The sequence below is a fragment of the Streptomyces sp. enrichment culture genome, assembly GCF_964272855.1.
In the GTDB taxonomy this organism is placed as follows: Bacteria; Actinomycetota; Actinomycetes; order Streptomycetales; family Streptomycetaceae; genus Streptomyces.
The window spans coordinates 8,153,586-8,180,116 of the sequence record NZ_OZ186847.1 but is presented as its reverse complement, the minus strand read 5'-3'; the positions used below and the strand labels follow the sequence as shown (position 1 = coordinate 8,180,116).

At 73.1% G+C, this 26,531-nt stretch carries 25 protein-coding genes and 1 pseudogene; 12 read left to right on the top strand and 14 right to left on the bottom strand.

Annotated elements, in window-relative coordinates:
- Nucleotides 1-35 precede the first annotated feature (35 nt).
- Entirely contained in the window at nucleotides 36-563 is a 528-nt protein-coding gene (locus ACSU6L_RS36535) for a hypothetical protein (RefSeq protein WP_437063961.1), read from the top strand.
- 60 nt (nucleotides 564-623) lie between these two features.
- Here ACSU6L_RS36535 and ACSU6L_RS36530 read toward each other — a convergent pair whose 3' ends face one another.
- Together ACSU6L_RS36530 and ACSU6L_RS36525 are read right to left on the bottom strand one after the other, a co-directional pair.
- A complete protein-coding gene (locus ACSU6L_RS36530) occupies nucleotides 624-1,970 on the bottom strand; it encodes a M28 family metallopeptidase (RefSeq protein WP_437063959.1) in 1,347 nt (448 codons plus the stop codon).
- Nucleotides 1,971-2,367: 397 nt separating this feature from the next.
- Nucleotides 2,368-3,120 (bottom strand): PP2C family protein-serine/threonine phosphatase, encoded by a 753-nt coding sequence (locus ACSU6L_RS36525; protein ID WP_437063957.1) that lies wholly within the window; start codon nucleotides 3,118-3,120, stop codon nucleotides 2,368-2,370.
- 244 nt (nucleotides 3,121-3,364) lie between these two features.
- Here ACSU6L_RS36525 and ACSU6L_RS36520 point away from each other — a divergent pair, with 244 nt between their 5' ends.
- Nucleotides 3,365-3,646: a zinc-ribbon domain-containing protein gene (locus tag ACSU6L_RS36520; protein ID WP_437063955.1), complete on the top strand. Its 282-nt coding sequence runs from the start codon at nucleotides 3,365-3,367 to the stop codon at nucleotides 3,644-3,646.
- On the top strand, nucleotides 3,643-4,473 hold the full coding sequence (locus tag ACSU6L_RS36515; protein ID WP_437063953.1) for an SMI1/KNR4 family protein: 831 nt from the start codon (nucleotides 3,643-3,645) through the stop codon (nucleotides 4,471-4,473). The genes ACSU6L_RS36520 and ACSU6L_RS36515 overlap by 4 nt, the downstream gene beginning before the upstream one ends.
- Before the next feature lie 16 nt (nucleotides 4,474-4,489).
- On the opposite strand, the gene ACSU6L_RS36510 is transcribed toward ACSU6L_RS36515, so the two are convergent.
- On the bottom strand, nucleotides 4,490-5,818 hold the full coding sequence (locus tag ACSU6L_RS36510; RefSeq protein ID WP_437063951.1) for an enolase C-terminal domain-like protein: 1,329 nt from the start codon (nucleotides 5,816-5,818) through the stop codon (nucleotides 4,490-4,492).
- A 116-nt stretch (nucleotides 5,819-5,934) separates the two neighbouring features.
- The gene (locus ACSU6L_RS36505) at nucleotides 5,935-6,831 is read right to left on the bottom strand and encodes a 5-dehydro-4-deoxyglucarate dehydratase (RefSeq protein WP_437065170.1); all 897 of its coding nucleotides are present in this window, start codon (nucleotides 6,829-6,831) and stop codon (nucleotides 5,935-5,937) included.
- A gap of 395 nt (nucleotides 6,832-7,226) precedes the next feature.
- Between ACSU6L_RS36505 and ACSU6L_RS36500 the strand changes: the two genes are divergently transcribed.
- The gene (locus tag ACSU6L_RS36500) at nucleotides 7,227-8,099 is read left to right on the top strand and encodes an alpha/beta fold hydrolase (protein WP_437063949.1); all 873 of its coding nucleotides are present in this window, start codon (nucleotides 7,227-7,229) and stop codon (nucleotides 8,097-8,099) included.
- On the opposite strand, the gene ACSU6L_RS36495 is transcribed toward ACSU6L_RS36500, so the two are convergent.
- A complete protein-coding gene (locus ACSU6L_RS36495) occupies nucleotides 8,083-8,868 on the bottom strand; it encodes a winged helix-turn-helix transcriptional regulator (protein ID WP_437063947.1) in 786 nt (261 codons plus the stop codon). The genes ACSU6L_RS36500 and ACSU6L_RS36495 overlap by 17 nt on opposite strands.
- Before the next feature lies 1 nt (nucleotide 8,869).
- Between ACSU6L_RS36495 and ACSU6L_RS36490 the strand changes: the two genes are divergently transcribed.
- Entirely contained in the window at nucleotides 8,870-9,538 is a 669-nt protein-coding gene (locus ACSU6L_RS36490) for an O-methyltransferase (RefSeq protein WP_437063945.1), read from the top strand.
- Here the strand turns inward: ACSU6L_RS36490 and ACSU6L_RS36485 are convergent.
- The gene (locus ACSU6L_RS36485; RefSeq protein WP_437063943.1) at nucleotides 9,528-10,490 is read right to left on the bottom strand and encodes a hypothetical protein; all 963 of its coding nucleotides are present in this window, start codon (nucleotides 10,488-10,490) and stop codon (nucleotides 9,528-9,530) included. The genes ACSU6L_RS36490 and ACSU6L_RS36485 overlap by 11 nt on opposite strands.
- Before the next feature lie 131 nt (nucleotides 10,491-10,621).
- Between ACSU6L_RS36485 and ACSU6L_RS36480 the strand changes: the two genes are divergently transcribed.
- A complete protein-coding gene (locus ACSU6L_RS36480; RefSeq protein WP_437063941.1) occupies nucleotides 10,622-11,587 on the top strand; it encodes an ankyrin repeat domain-containing protein in 966 nt (321 codons plus the stop codon).
- Between the two features lie 14 nt (nucleotides 11,588-11,601).
- Nucleotides 11,602-11,864: pseudogene (locus ACSU6L_RS36475) on the top strand (hypothetical protein); the annotation flags it as partial.
- 63 nt (nucleotides 11,865-11,927) lie between these two features.
- On the opposite strand, the gene ACSU6L_RS36470 reads toward ACSU6L_RS36475, so the two are convergent.
- From ACSU6L_RS36470 to ACSU6L_RS36450, 5 genes are all read right to left on the bottom strand, one after another.
- Complete coding sequence (locus tag ACSU6L_RS36470; protein ID WP_437063939.1) at nucleotides 11,928-14,729, bottom strand: hypothetical protein; 2,802 nt, start codon at nucleotides 14,727-14,729, stop codon at nucleotides 11,928-11,930.
- A gap of 26 nt (nucleotides 14,730-14,755) precedes the next feature.
- On the bottom strand, nucleotides 14,756-15,868 hold the full coding sequence (locus ACSU6L_RS36465; protein ID WP_437063938.1) for an ATP-binding protein: 1,113 nt from the start codon (nucleotides 15,866-15,868) through the stop codon (nucleotides 14,756-14,758).
- Nucleotides 15,869-15,940: 72 nt separating this feature from the next.
- On the bottom strand, nucleotides 15,941-17,374 hold the full coding sequence (locus ACSU6L_RS36460) for a vWA domain-containing protein (protein ID WP_437063936.1): 1,434 nt from the start codon (nucleotides 17,372-17,374) through the stop codon (nucleotides 15,941-15,943).
- Nucleotides 17,371-18,759, bottom strand: coding sequence for a hypothetical protein (locus tag ACSU6L_RS36455; protein ID WP_437063935.1), 1,389 nt, complete (start codon nucleotides 18,757-18,759; stop codon nucleotides 17,371-17,373). The genes ACSU6L_RS36460 and ACSU6L_RS36455 overlap by 4 nt, the downstream gene beginning before the upstream one ends.
- Nucleotides 18,759-19,262, bottom strand: a complete 504-nt coding sequence (locus ACSU6L_RS36450) for a hypothetical protein (RefSeq protein WP_437063933.1) — start codon at nucleotides 19,260-19,262, stop codon at nucleotides 18,759-18,761. Before ACSU6L_RS36450 ends, ACSU6L_RS36455 begins: the two co-directional genes overlap by 1 nt.
- 225 nt (nucleotides 19,263-19,487) lie before the next feature.
- On the opposite strand from ACSU6L_RS36450, the gene ACSU6L_RS36445 reads away from it, so the two are divergent.
- The 3 genes from ACSU6L_RS36445 (at nucleotide 19,488) to ACSU6L_RS36435 (ending at nucleotide 21,214) form a co-directional block, all read left to right on the top strand.
- Nucleotides 19,488-19,820: a MazG-like family protein gene (locus ACSU6L_RS36445; protein ID WP_437063932.1), complete on the top strand. Its 333-nt coding sequence runs from the start codon at nucleotides 19,488-19,490 to the stop codon at nucleotides 19,818-19,820.
- Nucleotide 19,821: 1 nt separating this feature from the next.
- Nucleotides 19,822-20,316, top strand: a complete 495-nt coding sequence (locus ACSU6L_RS36440; RefSeq protein WP_437063930.1) for an NUDIX hydrolase — start codon at nucleotides 19,822-19,824, stop codon at nucleotides 20,314-20,316.
- Nucleotides 20,317-20,476: 160 nt separating this feature from the next.
- Entirely contained in the window at nucleotides 20,477-21,214 is a 738-nt protein-coding gene (locus tag ACSU6L_RS36435; protein ID WP_437063928.1) for a D-Ala-D-Ala carboxypeptidase family metallohydrolase, read from the top strand.
- Nucleotides 21,215-21,300: 86 nt separating this feature from the next.
- On the opposite strand, the gene ACSU6L_RS36430 is transcribed toward ACSU6L_RS36435, so the two are convergent.
- From ACSU6L_RS36430 to ACSU6L_RS36420, 3 genes are all read right to left on the bottom strand, one after another.
- Nucleotides 21,301-21,474: a CsbD family protein gene (locus ACSU6L_RS36430; RefSeq protein WP_437063926.1), complete on the bottom strand. Its 174-nt coding sequence runs from the start codon at nucleotides 21,472-21,474 to the stop codon at nucleotides 21,301-21,303.
- Between the two features lie 129 nt (nucleotides 21,475-21,603).
- Nucleotides 21,604-23,142, bottom strand: coding sequence for an FAD-dependent oxidoreductase (locus ACSU6L_RS36425; protein ID WP_437063924.1), 1,539 nt, complete (start codon nucleotides 23,140-23,142; stop codon nucleotides 21,604-21,606).
- 731 nt (nucleotides 23,143-23,873) lie between these two features.
- On the bottom strand, nucleotides 23,874-24,509 hold the full coding sequence (locus tag ACSU6L_RS36420; RefSeq protein ID WP_437063922.1) for a class I SAM-dependent methyltransferase: 636 nt from the start codon (nucleotides 24,507-24,509) through the stop codon (nucleotides 23,874-23,876).
- 218 nt (nucleotides 24,510-24,727) lie between these two features.
- On the opposite strand from ACSU6L_RS36420, the gene ACSU6L_RS36415 reads away from it, so the two are divergent.
- Together ACSU6L_RS36415 and ACSU6L_RS36410 are read left to right on the top strand one after the other, a co-directional pair.
- Nucleotides 24,728-25,600 carry a fructosamine kinase family protein gene (locus tag ACSU6L_RS36415; protein WP_437063920.1) on the top strand — a complete coding sequence of 291 codons (873 nt, stop codon included), beginning with the start codon at nucleotides 24,728-24,730 and terminating at the stop codon, nucleotides 25,598-25,600.
- Between the two features lie 86 nt (nucleotides 25,601-25,686).
- Entirely contained in the window at nucleotides 25,687-26,421 is a 735-nt protein-coding gene (locus tag ACSU6L_RS36410; RefSeq protein WP_437065168.1) for a lipoprotein, read from the top strand.
- Nucleotides 26,422-26,531: the final 110 nt, after the last annotated feature.

Sequence of the window (26,531 nt, the reverse complement as noted above, 5' to 3'; positions counted from 1 at the left end):
ACCCCATGAGTACGACGACGAAAGGGCCCCGAACCATGACCGCGCCGCCGACCGCCCCGAACTCCCCGGACTCACTTGACCACACCATGGAAGCCATAGCCCGAGCCGTCACCGAGGGCCGCGCGGGCCGAACCGCCGACGCCCGCCGGGAGCTGCTGGCGCTGTGGTCCTCCATCGGCGTCACCGGGGACCCGCTGCACCGCTGCACCCTCGCGCACCATCTGGCGGATCTGTACGAGGATCCCGCCCAGGCCCTGGCCTGGGACGTCCGCGCGCTGGACGCCGCCGACGCCGTCACCGAGCAGCGCGCCCGCGAACATCACGCGGACCTTCACATCGCCGGTTTCTACCCGTCCCTGCATCTCAACCTGGCCGACGACTACCGCCGGCTGGGCGCGTTCGGGGCCGCGGCCGACCACATCGACGCGGCCACGAAGGACGGCCCCAGCCTCGGGCAGGACCCCTACGGCGACCTGATCCGGGGCGCGATCCGCGAGGTGGCGGAGGCCATCGCCCGGCGCGACACGGCGCCGCGCGCCTCCGCCCCCGGCGCCACGGTCTGACACCGCACGCCGGAGGCCGGGCGAGGGACTTGGACAGTGCCCCGCCCGGTTTTCGGAGCGTCAGAAGGTGAGCTTCCAGCTGTCGATGTAGCCGGTGTCCTGTGCGGCCACGTCCTGCACGCGAAGCCGCCACGCGCCGTTCGCCGTTTCGGCGGAGGCGTTGACGGTGTAGGTGGCGATGACGTTGTCCGCGGAGTCGGAGCTGCTGGAGTTCTTCAGCCGGTAGGCCGTGCCGTCGGGGGCGAGCAGGTCGACGACCAGGTCACCGCGCCAGGTGTGCTTGATGTCCACGCCGACCTGGAGCGTGGCGGGCGCGTTCCCCGCGCGGTCCGTGACGGACACGGTGGACGTCACCGCGGCGCCGTTGTCCGGGACGGTGACATCGGTGGTGTTCTCGTACGTCGAGCCCGGCGGCGTGGAGGTCGTCGTGCCCAGGGTCCACACGGCGTGGGCGAGGGCGTCGCTGTTGCGGTCGAGGGCCGTGTCGTTGATGTTCGTCGTGGTGTCGCAGGAGGAGTGGTAGCAGCGGTCGAACGCCTGGCCCGCGGTGCCGCCCCACTTGGTGGCCTGCGCCGCCGTCTTCGTGCGGCTGGCGCCGGTGAACAGTCCGCCGACGGGTATGCCGGCGTTCTTGAACGAGGCGTGGTCGGAGCGGCCGTCGCCCTCGGTCTCGATCTCCGTGGGGACGCCGATGCCCGCGTACCAGTCCTTGAAGACCTTCTCGATCGCGGGGTCGTCGTCGTAGACGAAGTAGCCGGGGTTCGGGGAGCCGACCATGTCGAGGTTGATGTAGCCCGCGATCCGTGAACGGTCCCCGGTCGTCAGGCTGTTGACGTAGTACTTGGAGCCGACCAGGCCCAGTTCCTCGGCGCCCCACCAGGCGAACCGCAGATGCTTGGTGGGTTGCAGCTGGGCACGGGAGACGGCGAGCGCGGTCTCGAGCACGGCGGCGGAGCCGGAGCCGTTGTCGTTGATGCCGGGGCCGGAGGAGACGGAGTCGAGGTGCGCTCCGGCCATGAGGACCTGGTCGGGGTCACCGCCGGGCCAGTCGGCGATCAGGTTGTAGCCGGTGGCGCCGGAGGAGGTGAACTGCTGGACGGTGGTGGTGAATCCGGCGGCGTCCAGCTTGGCCCGTACGTAGTCGAGCGAGGCCTTGTAACCGGGGCGGCCGTGGGCCCGGTTGCCGCCGTTGGCGGTGGCGATCGACTGGAACTGGGTGAGGTGCGCCTTGACGTTCGCGAGGGGGATGTCGGGGGCCGCGAGGGCCTGCGGAGCGTCGGGGGCGCGGTCGCGGGCGGTCGCCGAGGTGGCGGGCACGGCGGCGAGCAGGGCGGCCAGGGCCAGGGTGGCCACGGTCGCGGTGCGTCTGCGGATGGGTCTGGGCAGCGTGGACCGGGGAGTCGTCATGTGGGGGGTCCGCACTTTCTCGTCTAGGGGTGGGGTTCCGGACGGTGTCTGAAGCGGTGGTGCCAGAGCTGTGCGGGTGCTGTGCGCTGCCTGATGTTCAGTGAGATGTCGGTGTCCCGTCAAGAGGCTTTCCGGACGCGGGTGTTCGCTCAGCGGACATCAGTGGTGTGACCCCGCGTTCTCGTCGAGCGTCCAGCCGTCCGGGTCCACCCCGACGACCTCGCGGAACTCACGCGTCGGCGCCGAATCCCCCACACGCCGTCTGCGCGACTGCCCCCGGATCTCGGCACGTTCGCCGTTCCGTGGCGCTCGCTCGGTCTCCGCGGCGCGGCTCTCCGAGCCTCAGCCCGGCAGCGAGTTCATCGTCCGGCGGCCGTGCCGCATCACGTGCCGGCGGTCAGACCTCGTCCCCGACCCGCAGCACGGCCAGCGTGATGTTGTCGGGGCCGCCCGCCTCGATGGCCGCCTTCCACAGCTCGAACGCCGCCCGGCCGTCGTCGTGCCGGCTCAGCACGTCCTCGATGACCTCCGGCGGCAGCGGGTCGGTCACGCCGTCGGTGCAGACGAGATAGCGGTCGCCGGGCGCCAGGGACACGGGGGCCACGTGCGGCTGCACGGCACGGTAGAAGGGGCTGCCGCCGAGGCACTGGGTGACGATGGAGGTGGTGCGGTGCCCCGGTTCCAGTGGCGGGCTGTCGTCGACGCTGAGCTGCCGCAGCCCGTCCCCGTCCATGGCCAGGACCCGGCTGTCGCCCACGTTGAACACCAGCAGTGAGTCGTCCCGTACGACGACGCCGGCGACCGTCGTGCCCATGGTGGCCAGCTCGCCGCCGTCGTCGCCGCCGGCGGCCTCGTAGACCTCCCGGTTGCAGGCGTCGAGGACGTCACGTATCGCGTCCTCGCCGGTCAGGTCGCTGCCGACCGCGGCGATCCGCTGCACCACCAGGGAGCTGGCGATCTCCCCGCCGGGGTGCCCGCCGAGGCCGTCGGCGACGGCGACGACCAGCGGGCCGCCGAGCGGGAAGACCAGTGTCTGCGGGCTCTCGGTCACGGTGGCGCACAGCGTCCACGGGCCGATGACCAGGCTGTCCTCGTTCCGCGACCGCAACAGCCCGGGGTGGCTGAGCGCACTCACAGCGACGTAGGGCATGGGGCGGCACCGCCTTCCGTACCGGCCGCGTCGGAGGGACCGGGTTGCTTCCAGTCTAGGAAGCGCGGCTGCTTCGCGGCGGTCCTCAGATGGGCGGCGCCATGGTCTCCGGCACGCGCCGGGTGAGTCCGCCGCACCGCGAAGACGTTCACGTGAGGGTGCGAAAGACTGGGGGGTGTGAGCGGGTGTCTCACCGCCCGGCCGGCAGGGTGCCGGCCGGCGCCGACCGGGAGGGATCAGCGACGTGATCATCTTCGGTACCAAGGGGTATCTGTACCAGCTCGCGATACTGACGCTGGTGTGCGGCCACTGCCGCAATCCGGCCGCGCACACCCTCAGGAAGCGCGTCACGAAGTTCACGCTGTTCTTCGTCCCGCTGTTCCCGGTCTCGACGAAGTACATGACGCAGTGCGCGTTCTGCGGCGCGGAGCAGAAGGTGTCCCGCGAGCAGGCGGAGCAGCTGCGCGCACAGGCCGTGGCCGGCCCGCCGTACGGGCAGGGCGACACGCTGGACGCGCGCCGGTGACGGCGTACGACGCGCTGGCGCGGGCGGTGCCGCCGCCCGCGGAACCCGTCGACGCGCGGGGCGACTGGACCGCTGTGGAGGCGCGCCTGGAGGTGCGGCTGCCGGACGACTACAAGTGGCTGGTCGAGACCTATGGATGGGGCGAGTACTGCGACTTCCTCTACCTGCGGACGCCCTTCGGCACCAGCCGGCACAACGGCCTCCAGTGGCGGCGCGGCCACGCTCCGGGCACGGAGAGATCGGACGGCCTGCTGATCTGGGGGACGACGATGGACGCCGACCGGTTGTGCTGGCGTACCGACGGCGAGCCCGGGGACTGGCCGGTCGTGGTCCGGGGCGAAGCCGGTCAGTTCGAGGAGTTCGCCATGGGCGCGCTGGAGTTCGTCGACGGCTGGGCCCGGGGACGGCTCGACTCCCGGCTGCTGGGCCGCATGGAGCCGGACCTGGCGCCGTGGTTCAACGCCTTCCGGCCGCGTGTCCACCGGTGCCTCGTGCTGTCCGAGGGGCCGCACCCGTACGCCGATCGGCTGCGGATCCTCCGGGAGGCGCTGGCGCCCACGGCCGACCGGGGCAGCTGGACGTCGGAGCGGGGCGAGTCGGGACAGGACCACTTCGCCACCGTCGACTCGGACTGGCTCCTCACCTACGACCGGACGAACCCGCACCAGATCCGCGTGGGATTCCCGCCCGGGGACAAGGCGGAGGTCCGCCGCCGTCTGTTCGCCGCCTTCCGCCTCATGGGCTGCGAGGTGCTGGCGATCAGGACGGCGGCGGGGTCGCCGCTGACGTCGTGGGAGGCGGAGAGCGCGGAGGACCGCGAGGAGTGAGGACGCGCGTCCGTGGTCACCTCACCAGGCACGGGCGCTTGTTGTCGAACCGCCAGTCCTTCACCAGGTAGCGCATGGCGATGGCGTCGTCGCGGCCCGAGAGGCCATTTTCAAGGTACAACTCGTGGGCCGCGAGCAGACGTTCCCGGTCGAGCCGGAGGCCGAGGCCGGGAGTGTCGTCGACCGCGACCTCGCCGCCGACGATCCTCGGGGGTGCGACGGTGAGCCGTTCCGTGCCCTCCTGCCAGATCCAGTGGGTGTCCAGGGCGTTGTAGTCGCCGGGCGCGGCGGCCCCGCAGTGGGCCATCATCGCCAGCGAGATGTCGAAGTGGTTGTTCGAGTGGCAGCCCCAGGTCAGGCCCATGGCGTTGCACAGCTGGGCCACCCGCACGGAGCCCTGCATGGTCCAGAAGTGCGGGTCGGCGAGCGGGATGTCGACCGACTGGAGGGCCAGAGCGTGGGTGAGCTGGCGCCAGTCGGTGGCGATCATGTTGGTGGCGGTGGGCAGTCCGGTGGCGCGGCGGAACTCGGCGAGGATCTCCCGGCCCGAGTAGCCGTCCTCGGCACCGCAGGGGTCCTCGGCGTAGGCGAGGGCGCCGAGCAGGGGCCGGCACAGTTCGACGGCCTCCCTCAGTGACCAGGCGCCGTTGGGGTCGAGGGTGATCCGGGCCTCGGGGAAGCGTTCCTTCAGCGCCTGGACCGCCGTGACCTCCTCCGCGCCGGGCAGGACACCGCCCTTGAGCTTGAAGTCGCGGAATCCGTACCGCTCGTAGGTGGCCTCCGCCTGGCGGACGATCGCCTCCGGGGTCAGCGCCTCCTCGCGGCGGACGCGGTACCACTCGACGGCGGCGTCAGGCTCGCGGAGGTAGTCGAGGTCGGTGCGGTCCGGGTCGCCGACGTAGAAGAGGTAGCCGAGGACCCGTACGGAGTCGCGCTGTCTGCCGTCGCCGAGCAGTGCGGCGACGGGGACCTCCAGGTGCTGTCCGAGCAGATCGAGCAGCGCCGACTCGATGGCCGTCACGGCGTGCACGGTCGTGCGCAGGTCGAAGGTCTGCTCGCCACGGCCGCCGTCGTCGCGGCTGCCGAACCGTTCCCGCACGGTCCGCAGGACGCGCTGGTGGTCGCCGGGACGGGCGCCGACGACGAGGGGGCCGGCCTCGCGCAGGGTGCGGGTGATCTCCTCACCGCCCGGTACCTCGCCGAGTCCGGTGCGGCCCTCTGAGTCCTCGAGGACCAGGATGTTGCGGGTGAAGTAGGGGGCGTGCGCGCCGGAGAGGTTGAGCAGCATGGAGTCACGGCCTGCCACCGGGTAGACGGTGAAGCCGGTGACGACGGGCTGGGTCATGGAGCGAGTCCTTTACAGGGATAGCGGGGTGTTGACCGGGCTCACAGGCTCAGGGCGTCCAGGACGCGATGGAGCGGTTCCCCTTTGAACTGTGCTGGTCGGTCTCCGCCGCGGTGTCAGCGCTCGGCGCCGACCAGGTCGAGGCCCTGGTCGAGGAGCTTGCGGAGGTCGGCGAGGTCGTCGGGTCCGGGGTCGGTGAGGGGGGCGCGGACCGGGCCGACGGGCAGGTCGCGCAGCCGGGCCGCCGCCTTGACGAGGGAGACGGCGTAGCCGGGGCGGCGGTCGCGTAGTTCGACGAAGGGGACGTAGAAGCCGCGCAGGAGGGCGTCCATCCGGGCGGTGTCGTCGGCCTGGAAGGCGGTGAAGAAGGCGAGGGCGATCTCCGGGGCGAAGGCGTGGACGGCGGACGAGTAGGCGGGGACGCCGACGGCGGCGTAGGCGCGGGCCTGGATCTCGGCGGTGGCGGCGCCGTTGAAGAACAGGAAGTCCTCGGGGGCGGCCAGGGTGAGGCGGCGCAGCCGGTCGAGGTCGCTGTGGCCGTCCTTCGGGCCGATGACGCCGGGGATCGCGGCTATGCGGCGCAGGCTGTCGGCGGTGAAGGCGACCTGGTCGCGCTGGTGGGCGACGAGCGGGAGCCGGGTGCCGGCGGCGATCCTGCGCAGCTGCTCGACCAGGCCGTCCTGGGGTGCCCGGAGCAGGTAGTGCGGGAGGACGAGCGCGGCGTCGGCGCCCGCGTCCTCGGCGACGCGGGCGAACCGCAGTGCCTGGGCCCAGCCGTAGCCGATGCCGGCGACGACCGGGAAGCGTCCGCGGGTCACCTCGACGGCCGTGCTGACGACGGTGCGGTACTCGTCCTCGTCCAGCGCCGTGAACTCGCCGGTTCCGCAGGCGGGGAAGACGGCGCCCGGCGCGGTGGCGAGCTGGTGCTCGAGGTAGGCGCGGTAGGCGCCGGGGTGCAGGTCGCCGTTCTCGCGGAAGCTGGTCAGGGGGAAGGAGAGTACGCCTCGGGTCATCCCCTCGCTCAGCCGGCCGGCGACGGCGGCGGTGCCCTGCGCGTCCTGCGCTCCCCGCGTGTCCTTCGTGTCCGTGTCCACTCGCCCACTCCCATGGATGGCGTCTTCATATGAAGATGGCGTCTACGTATAGAGACGGAGGCTAGATACGTAGACGTACGAGGTCAATGGGTATGCGGGAAGGAATGCGTCGACCGGAAGGCGCTGACGGCGCGGAACGGGGGGCGTGGGCGCGGCCGTCGGCGCTCCCGCACCACCTTGTGGCGGTCACCCGGGCGGGTACCCGGTCAGTACGGAGCACGAAGGGCTTCGTTGTAACCAGCGGGCCCGCCACCCGAGGCCGGGTCCGGCACGGTGCGGGACGCGGCCGTGCGGGTGAACCACGAGGAGAGACGATGAGTACGAAGGGCCCCGGGACGCGGACGGAGCGCGCGCGGTCGGTCGAGGTGGACGGCGCGCGGGTCGCGTGCTGGGAGTCGGGACCGTCCGACGGCGAGCCTGTCCTGCTGCTGCACGGTTACCCGGCCAGTCACGCGTGCTGGCGCCACCAGGTCCCGGCGCTGGCGGCGGACCACCGGGTGATCGCACCGGATCTGCTGGGCTGGGGCGGGTCGGACCGGCCACTGCACCTGCGCTTCGACTACGACACCGAGGTCGCCCGGCTCGGCCGGCTGCTCGACGCGCTCGGCTGCCCCACCGTCAATCTGGTGGGGCACGACTACGGCGGGTTCGTCGCCCTCGGCTTCGCCCAGGCCCGGCCCGGCCGGGTGCGTCGGCTCGCCCTGCTCAACACCCGTGCGCACGGCACGTTCGTGCCGCGCTGGAAGGCCGCGTTCGGGCTGATGACGATCGCGGGCCGGACGCCCGTGCTGCGGCCGGCGGCGGCCCGGCTGCCCCTGGGCGCCCTGCACCGGCGGTCGCTGGCCTCGCTGGTCCGGCGCGGCTACCTCGACGACGCACAGCTGAACGACTACATCGGCTGGATGGACACCGCCGAGGGCCGCCGCTGGCTGCTGCACTACTTCGCGCAGTACCGGGTCGGCGTCCGGCCCGAACTGCGCCGTCGGCTCGGTGACATCGCCTGCCCGACGGCGATCGTCTGGGGCCGGGCGGACGACTACCTCAGCCCGGTGATCGCCCGGGAACTCGCCCGGAACATCCCCGGCGCCGAACTGACGATGCTCGACGAGGCGGGCCACTGGGTCATGGACGAGCGGCCCGCGCAGGTCACCAACGCCCTGCGGAACTGGCTCAACCGGGAAGCCTGACGTCCGGAGACGGTGCGGCGGCCTCGGCGAGGGCGAGGGCCTGGCTCACGGCGGCGGGGATGTCGTGGACGGGGAACAGGGTGTGCCGTGTCCGCCGGTCGGGGCCGATGACGAGGATCAGCCGTTTGACGCGCAGATCCTGCCCGGCGCGGAAGACCGGCAGACGCAGGACGGCGGTGAGGTGAAGCCGGGCGTCGGAGAGCAGGGGGAACGGCAGTTCCTCCGCGCGGGCGAAGGCGGCCTGTTCCGCCGGCGTCTGGGTACTGACGCCGTGGACGGCGACCCCGGCGGCCCGGAACTCCTCCCAGGCGGCGCGGAACTGACGGTTCTCGAGGGTGCAGCCGGCGCTGCCGGGAATCGGCGGTTCCGCGGTGCCGGCCGGGAGGCCCGGGATGCCGGTGGCCGGGTAGGCGAACAGCACCGTGGCCCGGGCGTCGGCGGCGACGGGGTCGTGGTCGCGGCCGTCGGTGCCGGGCAGACGGATTCCGGCGGGGACGGGCTCCCCCACGAGGGCGGCGACGCGGCGGGCCTCGGCGCCGTCGTCGGGGGCGTGGCCGGTGAGGGTGCCGTCGCCGAGGAGCCAGCGGTCGGCCCAGTCCTGAAGGGCGACCAGGACGGGCAGCAGGCCGCGGCCCCGCTCGGTCAGGACGTACTCGTGGCGCGGCGGCCGCTCCTGGTAGAGGCGGCGTTCCAGCACCTGATGCTCGGTCAGGGAGCGCAGCCGCTCGGTGAGGACCTTGCGGGAGACACCCCTCGAAAGGGAACCCACTGTGTCGCAGCAGACCTGGACCGCCGTCGACGACTACTTCAACGGCTTGCTGGTGGACGAGGACGCCGCGCTCATCGGGGCCGTCGCTGACAGCTACGCGGCGGCGCTCCCGCCGCACCAGGTCGCCCCCGACCAGGGCAAGCTGCTGCACCTGCTCGCCCGGATACAGGGCGCCCGCACGATCCTGGAGATCGGCACGCTCGGCGGCTACAGCACGATCTGGCTCGGCCGGGCCCTGCCGGAGGACGGGCGGCTGGTGACGCTGGAGGCCGACGAGCGGTGCGCGGCCGTCGCGGAGCGGAACCTCGCCCGCGCCGGCCTCGACCACCTCGTGGAGGTGCGCGTCGGGAAGGCGCTGGACACCCTGCCGTCGCTCGAGGAGGACGGCGCCGGCCCGTTCGACCTGGTCTTCATCGACGCCGACAAGCCGTCCAACCCCGCCTACCTGGAGTGGGCGCTCCGGCTGACCCGGCCGGGCAGCGTCATCGTCGGGGACAACATGGTCCGGGACGGCGCGGTCACCGACCCTGCCGACACCGACCCCCGCGTCCAGGGCGTACGCCGCTTCACCGAACTCATCGCCGAGCACCCGCGGCTGACGGCCACCACCCTGCAGACGGTCGGCGCGAAGGGCTACGACGGTTTCACCCTCGCCCTGGTCACCGACTAGCCGGGTCGTCGCGCCCGGTGCGTCGCCTGGTACGGCTCTCCGCACGCCGCACCGCCGCCTCCGCTGCGCGTGCCTCCCGTTCGGCGTCGCCGACGGCGTCGACGGCGGAGCGGTGCAGTTCCTCGGCCTTGCCTCTTGCCCGGTCGGCCTCTTCCAGTGCCTCGCGCGCGGCGCGCAGTCGTCGCTCGGCGGCGTCGACCTGCTGCCGGGCCTCGTCGTGGGCCGCGCGGACCCCTTCCAGCGACTGCGCCGCCTCCGTCAGGCGGTCCCGCCGTGCGCGCAGCCGCTCCTCGGCCGCCTCGGCCGCCGCGTGGGCCTTGTCCAGCTGCTCCTGCCGGGCGCGTCGGCGTTCGGCGAGTTCGTCCTCGGGCGGTTTTCCCGGTGCCGCCTTGGCGGGCTTCCCGGACGGGGCCGGGAGCGGTTCCGTGCGGTCCGGGGTTCCGAAGGCGGACGGCGGGCTGAGCGCGCCGGTCAGCCGGCCGGTGGCCCACTGTCCGGCGGCGTCGGCGTCGGCGAGCACGGCGTGCAGGGTGGCCGCGACGTCCTGTTGCGCGGCGGCGGACAGCCGGTGTCCGGCCTCGTCGGCCAGCCGTGCGGCCTGCCGCGACAACGCGGCCACGACCTGCCGTCGTCGAGCGGTGAGTTCCTTCATCGCGGCGGGGTCGTCCAGCGTCCGGTAGGCCTCGCGCAGGGCCTCGCCCAGCTCCAGCAGCCGACCGCTCTCCTCCGGTTCGGCGCGCCACAGCAGGTTCGCCGCCCAGGCCGCCAGCGTGGGCCGGCGGGCGGCGCGGATCCGCCGGGCGTCCTCCGCGCGCCCCGCCGTCCTGGCCGCGGCCGCCAGTTCCTCCCGGCGCGCGACGAACCCGGACGGAGGCGTGGCGTACAGCTCGTCGAGAACCGCCTCCGCGTCGAGCCGCCCGTCGTCCCGGCCGCTTCCGCCCTTGCGTGGCATGGTCCCCAGCCTGCCTCCGGACCCCCGGTCACGCACGTCGGCCGGTGCGGGGCGGGGCATTGTCAGACCCGTCTGCGAGGGTGGGCTCACGGAGCGGCGCGGATGACGCCCGCGGCAAGACCGAAGGGGGCATGGTGACAGGTCGCAACGACGGCTGGGCAGGCGTGGGCTGGGACAGCTGGAAGGACTACGACGACATCCGCCGGCGGCTGGACGAGGGCGCCGATCCCGATGTGTGGGGCACGGGACGGCCGCTGCACCGGGCGGCGCTGTTCGGCTCGCCGGAGGTGGTCGCGGAGCTGGCCCGGCGCGTGACGGACGTGGACGCCATGGAGCACGGGGTGACCGCGCTGTGGGAGGCCGTCCACGCCGACCGGACCGAGAACGCCCGGGCGCTGGCCGAGGCCGGCGCGGACCCCTGGCGGCCGCTCGTCGGCGGCTGGTCGGCGGGCCGGCTGAGCCTGGCCGGTCCGACGCCCGGCCTCTTCCCGCTGCCGGAGGGCGAACGCGGGCTGACGGACGCGGAACGCGCGGCGGCCGAGGAGGGCAGGCGCCTCGTCGCGGCGCTGGGCAGGTTCCACTCCGAGGGCATCGGGCTGGCCTGCGTCGCCGGAATCGACGCCGAGGAGGCGATACGGCGGCTGGAGGCGACCCCTGCGGACGGCGAGCAAGTGGACGAACTCGTGGAGGATCCGTACTCCTACGACCTGGACGAGAGCCTCGCGCTCGTCGGCGTCACCACCGTGCCGGGCGGCTGCGTCCTGACCCAGCCCTGGGGCTACGCGCCGTCGATGCCGGGCGTCCACACCCGGCTGTCCGTCGGCACCGTCAGCTACGGCCTGTACGCCAACCCCAAGAGCGGCAACCAGGGCAGCATCGCCCGGGACGGCGTCATCGAGGGCTGGGACCTCCACCCGGGCGGCGGCCCCGGCCCGGACCCGACCCCCGAGGAGGTCCTGTTCTCCTACCTCTACCGCCACAACGCCGTCGCCTACTCCTGCGCGTACACCGGCCTCCGCCCGACCGACGCCCGAGCGATCGTCGGCCCGCCGGACGTGTGGGTGGAACTGCCGGAGCGGGACTACTGGTCCCGCTGACCATGGTCACCCCGATGCCCCGCCCCCTTCTCTACCTGGACGTCGACGGACCTCTCAATCCGTATGCGGCGAAGCCGCACCGCCGGCGGCGGTGAAACCCTTGCGGGTGTGGCTCAACGCCGCTCACGGGCCTCGGCTCCTGGAGCTGGGCGAGAGGTACGAACTGGTGTGGGCCACCATGTGGGGTGCGGAGGCGAACACCTTCATCTCGCCCGTGCTCGGATTGCCGGAGCTGCCGGTGGTGGCGTGGCCCGTGATACACGACGCCGGACCGGACCCCCACGTGCCGAAGCCGCCGCCCCGGAGGGAGCGGCGGCTTCGGTCGTTGCCGGTTCTGCCGTCACGGTGTGGCCAGTAGCGCTCCCAATGCCTCCGCGGTCCGCGGGTGGCGGGTGAGGAGGGCCGCGCCGGACGGGGCCGGAGCCGTCGTCTGCCAGGTGTCGTCGCAGCCGAGCAGGTTCGCGACCGCGTCGCAGGTCGCGGGGTGCGCGGCCAGCAGGGGCAGGCCGCGGGGGCCGGCCGAGCGGTCGCGGGACGGGCGGGTGGCCGGGGCCGGGGCGGCGCGCCACGGCGGGACCCATGTGTCCAGGTCCGCCAGCCGGCCGGGGAAGACCCGTCCGGCCTCGCGGATCAGCAGGGGTGCGAGGTCGGCGCCGCCGGAGCGGAGGCCGGTGATGAGGGTCGGCAGCCAGGGCAGCAGCACCGGGTCCGGCAGCCGGGCGAACGCGTTGGACACGGCTTCGACGACGAAGTCGGCCAGCCCGGGCACCGGTTCCAGTGCGTGCAGGAATCCGCTGAGGTAGCGCGGATAGGCGGGGACGACCAGGGGGTTGCCCAGCAGTTCGTCGCACCGCGCCCGCAGGTCGGCGCGGGAGAGGTGGCCGAGTTGCGTCTTGGCCGCCCACAGCAGCGCCGTCTTCGCCGGGTCCTCCGGATGCGACTGGGCGACCGCCAGTTCCAGCTGGTTGCGGTCACAGCCGAGCGACAGGGCGAGGCTCTCCATGCTGAACAGGAAGCCCAGCATGGCCGCGACCTGCCGGACGCTCGCGTCGTCGTCCGTGAACGCCGTAGGCAGCAGGGTGCAGTAGTGGGCGTAACCGGTCTTGACGAAGGACTCGATCCACGCCGGCAGGGACGGCTCGCTGGTGCGGTAGTACGCCAGCAGTCCGCGCACCCGGCGCAGCACCTCCGGTGCGCCGTCGACGCTGCGCTCGGTCGCCAGCACCTCAAGGGCGTGCCGGCCGAGTTCGTCGGCGAGGCGGCGGCTGCCCAGGTAGAGCGTGGCGTCCTCGACGGCCTGGAGGACGGTCGCCGTGGTCGCCTGCGGCCCGTACGCGGTGCGCCGCAGCCGCTGTTCGAGGACCTGCTCGATGCTGACGCCCTCGTAGCCCAGCTCGATCAGAGCCCGCTGGTGGGTGCCGAGGGCCAAGTCCCACGACTCCTGGATGGAGCGTTCGCCGAGGCGTCGTTCGCCCATGATGGGGCGCGCGGCGCCGTGCGGCATCAGGTATCGCAGCATCCACAGCACGTCGGAGCACTGCTCCAGTTCCGGCCGGGACGCCATGTCGAGCAGGGCCCGCTGGACGCCGCGCTGCTGGAGCTTCAGGTTCAGCGGGGCGAGCCGGTCGTGCACGTCGCGGGCGAGCGGCGGCAGGGCGTCGTAGCCGACCTGGCCGATCCGGTCGCCGCCGAGCATGATCTCCACGAGCCGGCGCACATCGCGCCGGCCGGGCACGGTGTCCTTCTCGATGCAGGTGATCGCCGCGTCCTGGAAGTCGTACGGCGTGGGCTTGGCCCGGTCGCGCATCCCGGCCAGCAGGATCGACGTCTCGAACACCGCGATGGCGTCGGCGGTGGAGGCGAGGTAGCCGTTGCGGCGGGCGGCGCGCACGATCTCCACGGACCAGCCGAGCAGTTCCGCCTCGTCGAGGCGGTCCAGCACGGGTGGCCGTTGCAGGAACCCGGTGAGCCTGTCGGAGGCGGCGGCCTCCTCGGCGCGCACGGGGACGGGAGCGGGAGCGGTCTTCGCCGCCTTCTTCGGCGTCTTGGTGCCCGCCTGCCCGGCGAGCCGGTACGGCTTGACGCGGGTGCGCTTGAGGTTCTTCGTCCACTGTGTCGCGGCGATGGACACCGAGCCGGCGGCCAGGCCGAACTGTGTCTCGATCGCCGCGTGGCTGGAGGGGATCAGCCCGTGCTGCCACTTGGTGGCGCTGGGCGGGCTGATCTGGAAGGTGTCCGCGCCGTGGACGCCGAACTCCTCGACCCGGCTGGCCGCGTGGAAGGCGCCGCACACGTAGAGGGCGTCCGCCGGGTCGGTGCCGGTCGCCGCGAGGTGCCGGCGCATCCGCGTCCACATGTACCGTTCGCGGTCCTCGTCGACGCGGACCCGGTGCGGGTCGCCGGGCGCGAGCCGCCGGAACAGGCTGCCGATCAGCAGCATGACCTGGCGGTAGGTGTCGTGGTCGCTGTCGCCGAGCGGCAGTTCGACGTACTGGTGCCACCACTCCGACCAGTGCCGCACCCGCCCGTGCCGCAGCAGGTGCTCCTCCAGTTCGGCGAAGCGCGGGCGCAGGTCGCCGATCTCCACGCCGACGGCGTCGCCGTGCAGTGCCGCCTCCTCCTCGGCGGGCGGCGCGTCCGGGTCGGCGGGTCCGGCGGACTCGTCCTTGGTCTCCTGCCACTGGAAGACGTGGTCGGAGGAACGGTCGACGAGGACGAGTTCGACGCCGGGGGTGTCCAGGGCGTAGGCGATCGCCTGGTACTCGGCCGACGCCTCGGTGATCGGGGCGACGACCGACAGCGGCGCCCACTCGGTGGGGAAGCCGTCGACCTCGGTCGCGAACGCCTGCACCGCGACGGGGAGCCGGCAGTTGCGCAGCTCGGTCAGGAGCGGCGCCATGTCCTCGCAGAGTTCCAGGTAGACCACCTTCGGCTGCTTCTCGCGCAGCCGGCGTGCCATGGCGAGCGCCGAGGCGGGCGAGTGGTGGCAGACCGGGAAGATCTCCAGTGGTTCGCGCACCGCGCGGTCGACGTCGTCGACGATGCCGAGGAGGATGCCCTCCAGCGCGTCGGGCCCGTCGGCGAACGCGGTGGCGGCTTCCTGGAGCTGGCTGCGCAGGGCGGTGAAGGTTCCCTCGTTCACGGCGCTGTCCGTGCTGGTCGGCGCGCTCACGACAGGGTGGCGATCGCGTCGCGGCCGCCCTCGAGGAACTCCGGCCAGGAGCCGCCCTCTTCCTTGCTGCGCGGCTCGACGACGCCGTGCAGGTACTTGTTGAGGATGGCCAGGTCCTCGGGCTCGCGCCGGGCGAGCGATCCGACGAGCGAGGAGGCGAGGGTGCGGGCGGTCAGGGAGCGCTCGCCGAAGAAGTTGCTGTGCAGGATGGCGTCCTCCAGGACGCCGATCTGCTCGGCGGTGGACAGCGCGGACTCCAGCTTCTCGTCGTCGCTGGCGGCCGCGGCCGCGGAGGCCCGCAGGTCGGAGAAGCTCTGCAGCAGCACGTCCAGCAGGGTGGGCGGCACGTCCAGTTCGATCTGGTGGCGGCGCAGCAGTTCCTCGGTGCGGAAGCGGACGATCTCGGCCTCGCTCTTCTTGTTCGTCACGACCGGGATGCGGACGAAGTTGAAGCGGCGCTTGAGCGCGGAGGAGAGGTCGTTGACGCCCCGGTCGCGGCTGTTGGCGGTGGCGATGACGGAGAAGCCGGGCTTGGCGAAGACGATGTTGTCGCTGTCCAGTTCGGGGACCGAGATGTACTTCTCGGAGAGGATGGAGATCAGCGCGTCCTGGACGTCGCTGGTGGAGCGGGTGAGTTCTTCGAAGCGGCCGATGACGCCGGACTCCATCGCGGTCATGATCGGCGAGGGGATCATCGACTCCCGGGACTGCCCCTTGGCGATCACCATGGACACGTTCCACGAGTACTTGATGTGGTCCTCGGTGGTGCCGGCCGTGCCCTGCACCACCAGCGTGGAGTTGCGGCAGACCGCGGCGGCCAGCAGCTCGGCCAGCCAGCTCTTGCCGGTGCCGGGGTCGCCGATCAGCAGCAGGCCCCGGTCGGAGGCGAGCGTGACGATGGCGCGCTCGACGATGCTGCGGTCGCCGAACCACTTCTGGGAGACCTCGCGGTCGAGCCCGTCGGCGCGCTCCGACCCCAGGATGAACAGCCGGATCATCTTGGGCGACAGCCGCCAGGAGAACGGCTTGGGGTTGTCGTCGATGGACTCCAGCCAGTCCAGTTCCTCGGCGTACTTGATCTCGGCGGGGGCGCGCAGCAGGTCGGACATGGGAGGGCCTTTCGGTGAGAAAAAAGAAGAAAGATGAGAAGACAAGCGAGATGCGAGTGAAGGAGGGTCGCCCTAGGCGAGGAACGTCTTCAACTCGTGGACGAGCTTGCGGATGTGGCCGGAGATGACCGGCGTGCCGAGGTCCTTGAAGCGGTCCCGGAACCACGGGTTGACGCTGCCGCGGCCGGAGCTGGTGACCGAGCCGACGGGGATGAACCTGGCCCCGGAGCGGTGGATGGCCGCCATGCTCTCGAACAGCGGCTCGGACCGCCATTCGTAGAAGTCGGAGATCCACACCACGACCGTGTTGCGCGGTTCGGCGATCTTCGGCTGGGCCAGGGCCATGGCGACCGTGCCGTCCGTGCCGCCGCCGAGGTTGGTGCGCAGCAGGGTCTCGAAGGGGTCGTTGACCCAGGGGGTGAGGTCGAGCGCCTGGGTGTCGTAGGCGATCAGGTGGACGTCCACCTTGGGGAGTCCGGCGAAGATCGACGCCAGGATGGTGCAGTTGACCATCGAGTCGACCATCGAGCCGGACTGGTCGACGACCACGATCAGCCGCTGGGGTGTCGTCCTGCGGACGGTGTGCCGGTAGTAGAGGCGGTCGACGTAGAGCCGTTCCTCCTCCGGGTCCCAGTTGGTGAGGTTCTTCCAGATGGTGCGGTCGACGTCGAGGTTGCGGAACACCCGCTTGGGCGGGATCGACCGGTCCAGGGTGCCGACGGAGGCCTTCTCGACCTGGGTGCGCAGTACTTCCGCGACCTCGTCGACGAAGCGGCGGATCAGCGCCTTGGCGTTGGCGAGGGCCACGCCGGAGAGGTTGTTCTTGTCGCGCAGCAGCTGCTCGATGAGCGACATGCTCGGGGTGAGCTGTGCGGCGAGCTGGGGGTCGGCGAGGACCTCGCGCAGCTGCATGCGCTTGACCAGGTCGGCTTCGAGGGCGCCGAGTTCGGGGCCGATCGCCGGGATGAGCGTGCCGAGGTCGGGCGTCGGGAAGCCGGCTCCGGTGCCGGTCGGGCTCACTCCCCCGCCGGCGCCGCGGCCCCCGCCGGCGCCGCGACCCGCGCCGCGTCCGCCGCGCAGCTCACCGGGCTTGCAGCCGAGGGCCCGCTCCAGCCATCCGGCGTCGGACTGCCAGCGGGCGAGCTGCCCGGCGGTGACCGTGCCGGTGCCGGTGGTGAAGACGTTGAGCAGCACCTTGGACACCAGCGCGGCGCGGCGCACCTCGGCGGCCCGGTCGCGGTCGTCCTCGTCGGGTTCGGGCACCATCAGGCCGTCGAACTCGGCGGCGAGTTCGGGGTGGCGCTGCACGATGGCGTCGACGGAGGCCTGCGGGTCCAGCAGCGCGGGCGGCAGTCCGAGGTCCTCGACGACGGCGAGGGAGGCGGACTCAAGGGTCGCCTGCTCCTCGTGGTCGAAGAGGCGGGCGAGCAGCCGCCAGTACAGGACCTGCCGGCGGTTCTCGTCCGCGTCGGGCAGGGCGGGCTCTTCGGTGGTGTGGTCGGTCATTTCCGCAGCAGCCTTCCGGCGCGTTCGCGCAGCACGGCCACCGCGTCGGTGGCGGCCTTCTCGGCCTTGACCCCCGCCTTGTCGGTGGTGCCGCCTGCCCAGGCGGCCGCGTGCACCGCGACCGTCTTCTTCCGCACGGTGGTCTCCACGGCGAGCGGCTGGACGACGAACCGTCCGGCGTCCCAGCGGAGCAGCCCTATGCAGGCGCCGGACGCGGCGACGGCCTTCGGCGTGAGCGGGCCGGCGGTCGGTATGCGGTCGGTGTCGACGGCCAGCCGGTGTCCGGCGAAGGTGAACGTCACCGTCTCGTCGTCGTCCTGTTCGGCGGCGTAGCCCTCCAGGAACACGGGCTCTGCGAGGCGCACCGGGTGGCGGTCCAGGGGTGCGGTGGGCGGCGTGGTGGCGGTCGGCAGGGCCACGCGGGCGGTGGCGAAGGCGTCGGCCGGCTCCCCCGGGCGGGCGTGGTCGTCCTGCCAGATCAGGTCGCCTTCGGCGGTGACCGGCATGTCGGTGAGGTCCATGGACCGGCCCTCGCCTGCGGCGGCCAGGAGCGACATGTGCGGGCGCAGCAGTTGCCAGACACCGGCGCCGAGGACCGTGTCGGGCTTCGGCACGGACACGCTCGCCCGCACCAGCCGGGGCGTGCCGCCGGCCGGTTCGAACACGGCGTGGACCTGGGCCTGGGCGGCGGTGGCGTGTTCCTGGACGTCGACGCCGAGGGGCAGCAGCCGGCCGGTGACGGTGTCGGTGGCGGGCGTGGCGGCCGCGCCGGGCAGCGTCAGGAACATCCCGCGGGCCCACAGGTCGGCCCAGCGGCGTACGGCTGTCCGGTCGAGGGAGGCGCCGGGGCAGGACGCGGCGAGTTCGGCGGCGAAGCCGTCGACGAGGGTCGCCAGGCGGCGCAGCGCCGGGTCCGGGAGCATCGCGGAGACCACCTGGGCCGAGCCGGAGACCACGTCGTGGTCGAGTCCCTGCCAGCCGGTGCGGGCGAGGTCGCTCAGCCAGGAGCGGGCGGCGGCAAGCAGGTTGGGGGTCTGCTCCTCGGCGGCGGTCGGGGCGGGTGCCTCGTCGCGGGTGCGGCCGGTCGCCTCGTCGGCGCGGGCGGTGAGCGCGTCGTGCACGGAGCCGAGGAGGGCGGTGCGGGCGGCGGCGAGCGCGATGAAGTGGTCCTCGCTCGCGGCGCCCGCGGCGGCCTTCTCGGCGGCCTCGGCGACGCGGGCGGCGAGCGGGCTTCCGGCGACCGCGTCGGCGAGCCCCAGCAGGCCTTCGGCCTGGTCGGGCCGGGGCCGCAACAGGCCGCCGACCAGGGTCCGGTCGAAGGCGTCGACGGCGGCCAGGGCCTCGTCGAGGCCGTCGACCGGTTCGGTGAGCAGGTCGAGCCGCATCAGGCCACCGTCCTCGTGGGCGGGAACCACTGCATCTCCGGCAACGGCGTGGTGGTGGGGGCGAGTTCGAGGTAGGCCAGGTGGCGCAGGAACCGGCTGAAGACCGACGCGGCGGCCTTGCTGTCCGCCGGGGACGGGCGGGTGCCGCGCATGGTGAAGGCGATGGTCGGGGCGGTGACCTCGTCGTCCCCGACGTCGACGCGCAGGTAGCGGGCGACGCGTTCGGCGCCGTACTGGAGCACGGCCTCGTTGATCAGCGCGCCGATGTGGTTGCAGAAGCCGCCGCGCGCGCCGCCGCAGGGCCGGTTGTTGTTGGTGCTGCACGCGTACGCGTACGTCCCGACGGCGACCGACGAGACGTAGACCCGCCCGATGTCCGAGCCGCTGGAGACGACGCCCTGGAGGCGTCCGTCGGCCAGTTCCACGAACGGGACCTTGGCGAGCTTGCGCGGTCGGGCGGGCGGGATCACCCGCGCCGTGCTCGACCTCTCGAAGTCGGACAACGCACCATCTCCTTTGCAGCACAAGGGAAGCCCTCGCCGGACCGGCGGGACACTGAAGAACTTACTGGCGACCACTGACAACGCCCCTTCGCGGGACGGTCGGCGGCCTCCGCCCGGTGCCTGCCGGCCTCGGTGAATGGCCGGTTGGACCCGTCTCCCCCGGTGGGCGGGGCTCGTTCACGAGACGAGGGCGGGACGAGGGTCGGCCCGCCGGAAGGGGTGCTCGTGGAGAAGGACCACTGGGAGGTCACGGCCGCACTGGCGGCGTTCCTGGACGAGGCGACCGCCCATCTTCCGGCCCGAGAGCGGTCGGTGCTGCAGGTGCTGAAGATCGGGGAGGAGTTCGGTGAGGCCGCCCAGGCCGTGATCGGCGCGACGGGCACCAATCCGCGCAAGGGCGCGAGCCACACCTGGGACGACGTGACGGCGGAGGTCTGCGACGTGATCGTCACGTCCATGGTGACGCTGCACCGCCTCGGCGTCCCGGACCCGGCCGCCGTCTTCACCGAGCATCTGCGCGGGGCCGCGGCCCGCACGCTGGCCGCGAGGAGGGACTGACATGGCCGACGGCTGGATGCCCCGCGAGGAATGGGTCAAGACGCAGCCCCGGGCGCTCGTCGCCTCGTGCGTCCTGCTCTACGACAGTCAGGGGCGGTTGTTGATGGTGCGTTACGGGCCCGACGAGCCGAGGGCCGGTCAGTGGTGGCTGCCGGGCGGGATGCTCGACCACGGGGAGGACCCGTGGACGGCGGCGCGGCGGGAGGCGCTGGAGGAGACGGGCGTCGACATCGGGCACGAGCCCCGGCTGATCGGCATCGACCACCGCGTCGACGTCCTGGGCACCGGCCCGGTCCTCGACTGCTACTTCCACGGCGGCACTCTCGCCACCGGCCGGCGGATCCGGCTGAGCCCGGAGCACGACCGGTACGCGTTCGTCCCGCCGGACGAGTTGACGGAGCCGTCGCTCGTCGCGCACCGGTCGACCATTGCCGCGCTGCACGCGGCCGCGCGGTCGGCGGACGTGGTCTGCCTGCGGGAAGGGCAGCCCTGGTGACGGGCGATCCGCGGGAGCCGGCCGGCGCGACGGCCGGCCGGCTCCGCCCACCCTTGCGCCCCGGCTCGCCCGTGCCCCATGGTTGACGCGCGTCACACAGCCCTTCCCACAGCTCTTCACGTTCGGCAGTGGCTCACCTCACCACCGGCCTGGAGGTCGCATGCTCAGACGCACGGCACGACTCGTCGCCGCCCTTGTCATGATCCTGTCCGGCGCGTTCGCCGGCACCGTCGCCACGGCGGGCACCGCACACGCCGACGGCTGTTACACCTGGACCCGCACCCTCTCCCAGGGCGCCTCGGGCGCCGACGTCACCCAACTCCAGATCCGGCTCGGCGGTTACGCGGGCTACGGCGCCGCACTGGCCGTCGACGGCAGCTTCGGGCCTGCCACCGAGGCCGCCCTCAAGCGCTTCCAGTCGGCCTACGGCCTGTCCGCGGACGGTGTCGCCGGCACCAACACCTACAACAAGCTGTACGCCCTCCAGGACGACGACTGCACGCCGATCCACTTCGCCTACAGCGAGCTGAACGACTGCAACTCCACCTGGTCCGGAGGCGCGGTCAGCGCCGCCACCGCCAAGTCCAACGCCCTGCGCACCATGTGGAAGCTGGAGGCGCTGCGGCACGCGCTCGGCGACCAGCCGATCACGGTCACCAGCGGCTTCCGGTCCTACGCCTGCAACGACGCCGTCGGCGGCGCGAGCGACAGCCGTCACCTCTACGGCGACGCGGCCGACCTGGGCGCCGGACCGCACTCGCTGTGCACCCTGGCCAAGCAGGCCCGATACCACGGCTTCCGGGGCATCCTCGGCCCCGGCTACCCGGGGCACAACGACCACACCCACGTCGACCACCGCGCGAGCCAGTACTGGTCGGCGTCCACCTGCGGCATCTGACCCAGCCGCCCCGAGAGCGACACGCGCACGACGGAGCCGGGTGCCCCGCCACGCGGGGGACCCGGCCCGGTCACGCCTGCGGCGTCTCACTCACGGAACGCGTCCTTCGCCTTCTCCTTCGCCTGGCGCAGGTCGCCCTTGGACTTCTTCATCCGGCCCTCGGTCGCCGTGCTCCCGTCGCCGACCGCGCGGCCGGTGGTCTCCTTGACCTTCCCCTTGGCCTGCTCCATCTTCGCCTTGGCCTTCTGATCGCGCGCCACGTTCGTTCACTCCCTGCGGCAAGGTTCGCTTTCCGGATCGACGCCCGAGTGACCCCGTCGCCCGGGGGCCAAACGCGGGGCGGCGGGTACGCCCGCCGCCGTCGGCGTCAGCCGTGCTCCGCGCCGCCGTCAGATCTTCCGGGGCCGCAGCGGACGTACCGCAGGACCCTGCAGCACGCTGCCGTCGGGCGCGAAGCGGGAGCCGTGGCAGGGGCATTCCCAGGCGCCCTCGGCCCGGTTGAAGGCGACCAGGCAGCCCATGTGGGTGCACCGCGCGGCGACCGCGTGGAGCTGCCCGCTCTCGTCGCGGTGGACCGCCACGTGCCGGCCGCCGACCGGGACGACGACGCCCTCGCCCGGCGCGAGGTCGTCGACCGGTGTACGGCCGCCGTGCGGCAGCGAGGTCAGCCGGTCGCCCACGAAGTGCCGGGCGACCTTGGCCTGGTTCTTCAGGAACTGTCCGCCCTCACGCACGACGGAGGCGATCCGGCGCGGGTCGTACAGGCCGCTCCACGGGTTGTCGCGTCCGGTGATCTGGTCGCAGAGGAGCCGGCCCGCCATGATTCCCCCGGTCATCCCCCAGCCGCCGAAGCCGGTGGCCACGTAGACGTGGTGGGCGGCGGGGTGCAGGGGTCCGACGAGCGGTACGGAGTCGGTGGAGTCGTTGTCCTGGGTGGCCCACCGGTGGGTGATCCGCAGTTCGCCGAAGTGGCGCACAGCCCAGCCGGTGAGCGTGGCGAACCGCTCTTCCACGTCCCGTCCGGTGCCCGGGGTGAAGTGCTCGCCGGTGATGATGAGCAGCCGCCGGCCGTCCTCGTACGGCGCGGTCCGCACCGACCGGGTCCGGTGCTCGGGTGTGATGTACATGCCGTCGGGGGCGTCGGACGCGTCCACCGGCGCGGCGACGACCAGTTCCCGGCGCGGGGAGAGCCGCGTGAAGAGCAGGGCTCGGTCGAAGACGGGATAGTGCGTGGCGACGACGACGTCCCGGGCGGTGATCCGCACGCCCTGGTCCGTGGTCAGCACACAGGGTTCCCCCTCGCTGAGCCCCACCACGCGCGTGCCCTCGTACAGCTGTCCGCCGCCGCGGCGGATGCCGTCGGCGAGCGCCAGGAGGTATTTGCGGGGATGGAACTGCGCCTGCTCGGAGACCCGGACGGCGCCCGCGACGGGGAACGGCAGACCGGTCTCCGTCACGAACTCGGCCGGCAGGCCCGCCGCCCGCGCGGCCTCCGCCTCGGCCCGCAGCTCGGGGACCCGGTGGCGGCCCTGCACGAACGTGTACGAGGCGGTGTCCTCCCAGTCGCAGTCGACTCCCAGCTCGTGGGCGATCTCCGCGGCCCGGCGGATGGCCTCCGCCTGCGAGCGGGCGTACAGCCGCGCCCCCTCCTCGCCGCGGCTGCGGCGCAGCCGGTCGTAGATGAGGGTGTGCTGCGCGCTGAGCTTCGCCGTCGTGTGCCCGGTGACGCCCGCCGCGATCCGGTCCGCCTCCAGGACCGCGACCCGGCGTCCGCGCCGCACCAGCTCCCACGCCGTGCTCAGCCCGGCCATCCCGGCGCCGACGACCGCGACGTCGACCGTGAGATCGCCCTCCGGCGCGGGGGCCGGATCGCCGGGCGGCAGCGTCTGGAGCCAGTAGGACCCGAGGATGCCCGCCTGTTCGCTCATGAACGCCGAGTTCCCGCGCGGCGGGCGATCACACGGGATGGCCGGGAGCGCGGGCAGGGGGTGTCGCCGGGGGCGGCACGAGGGGCGCCGTCGGGGCGGTGTTGCGGGGCGCGGCTGAGTAGTGGCGGGGAGGGTGAGGGCGCGGGGGCGCACACAGAAAGGGCGGCCCGGACGGCGTCACGGGAGCGCGGTACAGGGTGCGCAGGATCACGCGGGCGCCGCAGGGTGTGCGGCGCGGGGAGCGTCGGGATTACGTCGCAGGGCGCGGCACTGCGAGCGCCAGGACGACGTCGCAGGAGCTCGGCACGGACAGCGCGACCAGGACCCAGTCGCGGGTGCGCGGCGCAGGCAGGGCCGGGACGAAGGCACCACCGGGGGCGCGGCACTGCGAGCGCGCTGCGATCCGCGCAGCAGCCGGCGGAGCTCTCCGTCCAGCCCGAAGGGAAAGAACCACGTCTCGTCGTCTCTTCCCGGCGTGTCCATGCCGATGGGACGCGAGCCGGCCCCCGGCGAAGCGAAGGACGCGATCCCTAGGGGGTGTCTCGTCGATCAGGCCGGATCAGGGAGCGGCGCCTGGTGCCGTGCATCGCAAGGCGGAGGAGGGAGCCGATGCGATGGGGGTCCCCCCTGCTCGAGCGGAGCCGAGAGCTTGGGGGAATCGGCGAGTGACGACAACGCGGCGAGGCGCGGTGCCAGGCGCCGCGAGCCCGGCATGATCGGCGAGACGTCCCCTAAGCGCGCCGCAGTCGCCAGACGTTGTCCTCGCGGAAGCCTTCGACGCCGTCCGGGGAGTTGTGCGGCCTGCGGACGGCGTCGGCGGTGACCACGGTCCACTCCTTCTCGGGCAGGGCGAGTTCGCCGAGGAGGCCGTCCAGCGTCGGGAAGTCGGCCTCGAAGGGCGGCTCGTGCTGCCAGCTCGGCCAGCTGCCGTGCAGGCCGATCAGCAGCGTGCCCCCGGGTGCGACGGACGCGGCGGCGCGGCGCAGGATCCGGTACAGGTCGAGTTCGACCGGGGACTGCAGGAACTGCGCACTGACCAGGTCGAAGGTGCCGTCGGGGAAGCTCACGCCCAACTCGTGGCGCACCCAGGCGATTTGCTCGTCGACGCCGGCCTCGGCGGCGTGCCGGGCGGCGCGCTCCAGGGCCGTGGCGGAGATGTCGACACCGGTGACGCGCCAGCCGCGGGAGGCCAGCCACACCGCGTCCGCGCCCTCTCCGCAGCCGAGGTCGAGCGCGGCACCGGGGGACAGTTCGCTCGCCTCCCGCACCAGCAGGGGGTTCGGGCGGCCGCTCCAGATGCGGTTGCCGTTGCGGTAGAAGCCCTCCCAGAAGTCGGCGGGGCGGTCCGTCGCGGGGGTGTGGGTCATGGTGCGTCCTCCTGTGTCGGTGCGGCCTGTTGTGCCGGGCGGGCCCCTGTCGTGCCGAGTGGGGCCTGTCGTGCCGGGTGCGGCCGGAAGCCGTCGAGTCGAGCCGTCGCGAGCGCGGCCCGCACCCCCGAGCCTGGACCGGTCCCGGACGTGCGGCAAACATCTTTGCCGGTTCGGCAACACGAGGGAGCGGCACGGCCGGTCGTACGCTGGTGGCCGTGCGTGAAGTGGACGGAGAGTACGGGCCGGCGGACGTGGCGGCGCGGTGCACCGGCCGCGCGGTGACCGGGACGCGCGCGGTGTCCGGGGCGCTCGCCGAGGCCGCCCTCGACGACGGCCGCGTGGTGATCGTGAAGCGGCAGGACGCGCCGGGCGGCGCGCGGTCGGAGGCGGCGGGCCTGCGGTGGCTCGCCGAGGCGGGCGCGGTGCGGGTGCCCGCCGTGCACGGGCACGACGGGCGGTGGCTGGTCATCGACCGGGTGCCGGACGGTCCGCCCGCAGCGGACGCGGCGGCGCGGTTCGGCCGGGAACTGGCCGCGCTGCACGCCGCCGGCGCGCCCGCTTTCGGGGCGCCGCCGCCTGGCGGGCCCGAGGAGGCCGCCATCGGGGCGGCGCCGATGCGCAACGTCCCCGGCGCCGACTGGGCACGCTGGTACGCCGAGCACCGGGTGCTGCCGTATCTGCGTCGCGCCGTGGACGACGGCGCCCTCCCCTCCGGCGAGGCCGGCGTGTTCGAGCGGGTCTGCGAGCGGCTGCCCGGTCTGGCGGGGCCGGACGAGCCGCCCGCGCGGCTGCACGGCGACCTGTGGAACGGCAACGTCCTGTGGGGTGCCGACGGGCGGGTCTGGCTCATCGACCCGGCCGCGCACGGCGGGCATCGCGAGACCGACCTGGCCATGCTGCGGCTCTTCGGCTGCCCGCACCTCGAGCGGATCCTCGACGGTTACCAGGACGCCGCGCCACTCGCCGACGGCTGGCGGGACCGGGTCGCACTGCACCAGCTCTTCCCGCTGCTGGTCCATGTGGTGCTGTTCGGACGGTCGTACGCCGACCAGGCGGTCCGGGCCGCCCGCACCGCCCTCTCCGGCTGAGCGCGGGCATCGGCCGACCACCCCGGCGGCCATTGTCGGTGGCCTCGGATACAGTGGCGCGCCTGAACGTGAGAGGGGACGGGAACGTGCTGGTCGGGGTGGGGAGAACGGGGCGGGCCATGGCCGTGGCCGCCGTCGGTGTCATGGTGTTGACGGGGTGTGGGGAGACCGCCGAGCCGGATGGCACGGCGTCGCCGGGCGCGTCGGCCGGTTCGTCCTCGGACACGGACCCCGCGGTCGCGAAGCGCGGCGGCAGCATAGGCGCCGCCGGCTCCGCCTGCGAACTGCCCGTCACCTTCGACATCGCGGAGGACTGGACGGCGGAGGCGATCGACTCGGCGGAGGCCGCGGCCAAGGTCGACGAACTGGAGGCCGAGAGCTCGGCCGACCCGGACGACCTGGGCAAGGAGGTGGCCGCCGAGATCGCCGACTCGATGCTGCGGCAGGGTCCGGTCACCGCCGCCTGCGAGGTGGACGCCAAGCCCGCCGGGAACATCGGCTTCCTCCGCGTCTGGACCGGCGAGCCGGGCGACGACGACGCCCGGACCGTCCTGGAGGGCTTCGTGACCGCGGAGGCGAGTGACGTGGTCAGCCTCGACAAGCAGCGGTACAGCGCCTTCCGGTCGGGCGGTGTCGACGGCGTCGAGGTGGCATACCTCCGGACCAGCGAGATCCTTGAGGAGTCGAGCAAGGAGCGCGCGCTCGCCGTCGTCACGCCGGACGGACCGGTCGTCCTGGCCCTGGGCGGGCTGGACGACGAGGAGCACGAGGCGATGCTGCCCGCGTTCGAACTCGCCAAGCGGACCCTGCGCGTCCCCTGAGTCGTCGGGACGGCCGGGCGGCGGGGGCGCACGCCCGCGTGCGGTGGGCGGCCGTCCTGTCGCATCCTTGCTGTGTCGCCGCGCGACGGCGCGCAGGGACGGGGTAGGAC

Coding starts and splice junctions, on each gene's coding strand:
- ACSU6L_RS36500 (WP_437063949.1), top strand. CDS start 7,227: ATGAGTACGAAGGGCCCCGGGACGCGGACGGAGCGCGCGCGGTCGGTC.
- ACSU6L_RS36530 (WP_437063959.1), bottom strand. CDS start 1,970: ATGACGACTCCCCGGTCCACGCTGCCCAGACCCATCCGCAGACGCACC.
- ACSU6L_RS36455 (WP_437063935.1), bottom strand. CDS start 18,759: ATGCGGCTCGACCTGCTCACCGAACCGGTCGACGGCCTCGACGAGGCC.
- ACSU6L_RS36440 (WP_437063930.1), top strand. CDS start 19,822: ATGGCCGACGGCTGGATGCCCCGCGAGGAATGGGTCAAGACGCAGCCC.
- ACSU6L_RS36525 (WP_437063957.1), bottom strand. CDS start 3,120: ATGCCCTACGTCGCTGTGAGTGCGCTCAGCCACCCCGGGCTGTTGCGG.
- ACSU6L_RS36460 (WP_437063936.1), bottom strand. CDS start 17,374: ATGACCGACCACACCACCGAAGAGCCCGCCCTGCCCGACGCGGACGAG.
- ACSU6L_RS36505 (WP_437065170.1), bottom strand. CDS start 6,831: ATGACCCGAGGCGTACTCTCCTTCCCCCTGACCAGCTTCCGCGAGAAC.
- ACSU6L_RS36535 (WP_437063961.1), top strand. CDS start 36: ATGACCGCGCCGCCGACCGCCCCGAACTCCCCGGACTCACTTGACCAC.
- ACSU6L_RS36485 (WP_437063943.1), bottom strand. CDS start 10,490: ATGCCACGCAAGGGCGGAAGCGGCCGGGACGACGGGCGGCTCGACGCG.
- ACSU6L_RS36435 (WP_437063928.1), top strand. CDS start 20,477: ATGCTCAGACGCACGGCACGACTCGTCGCCGCCCTTGTCATGATCCTG.
- ACSU6L_RS36510 (WP_437063951.1), bottom strand. CDS start 5,818: ATGACCCAGCCCGTCGTCACCGGCTTCACCGTCTACCCGGTGGCAGGC.
- ACSU6L_RS36425 (WP_437063924.1), bottom strand. CDS start 23,142: ATGAGCGAACAGGCGGGCATCCTCGGGTCCTACTGGCTCCAGACGCTG.
- ACSU6L_RS36480 (WP_437063941.1), top strand. CDS start 10,622: ATGGTGACAGGTCGCAACGACGGCTGGGCAGGCGTGGGCTGGGACAGC.
- ACSU6L_RS36465 (WP_437063938.1), bottom strand. CDS start 15,868: ATGTCCGACCTGCTGCGCGCCCCCGCCGAGATCAAGTACGCCGAGGAA.
- ACSU6L_RS36420 (WP_437063922.1), bottom strand. CDS start 24,509: ATGACCCACACCCCCGCGACGGACCGCCCCGCCGACTTCTGGGAGGGC.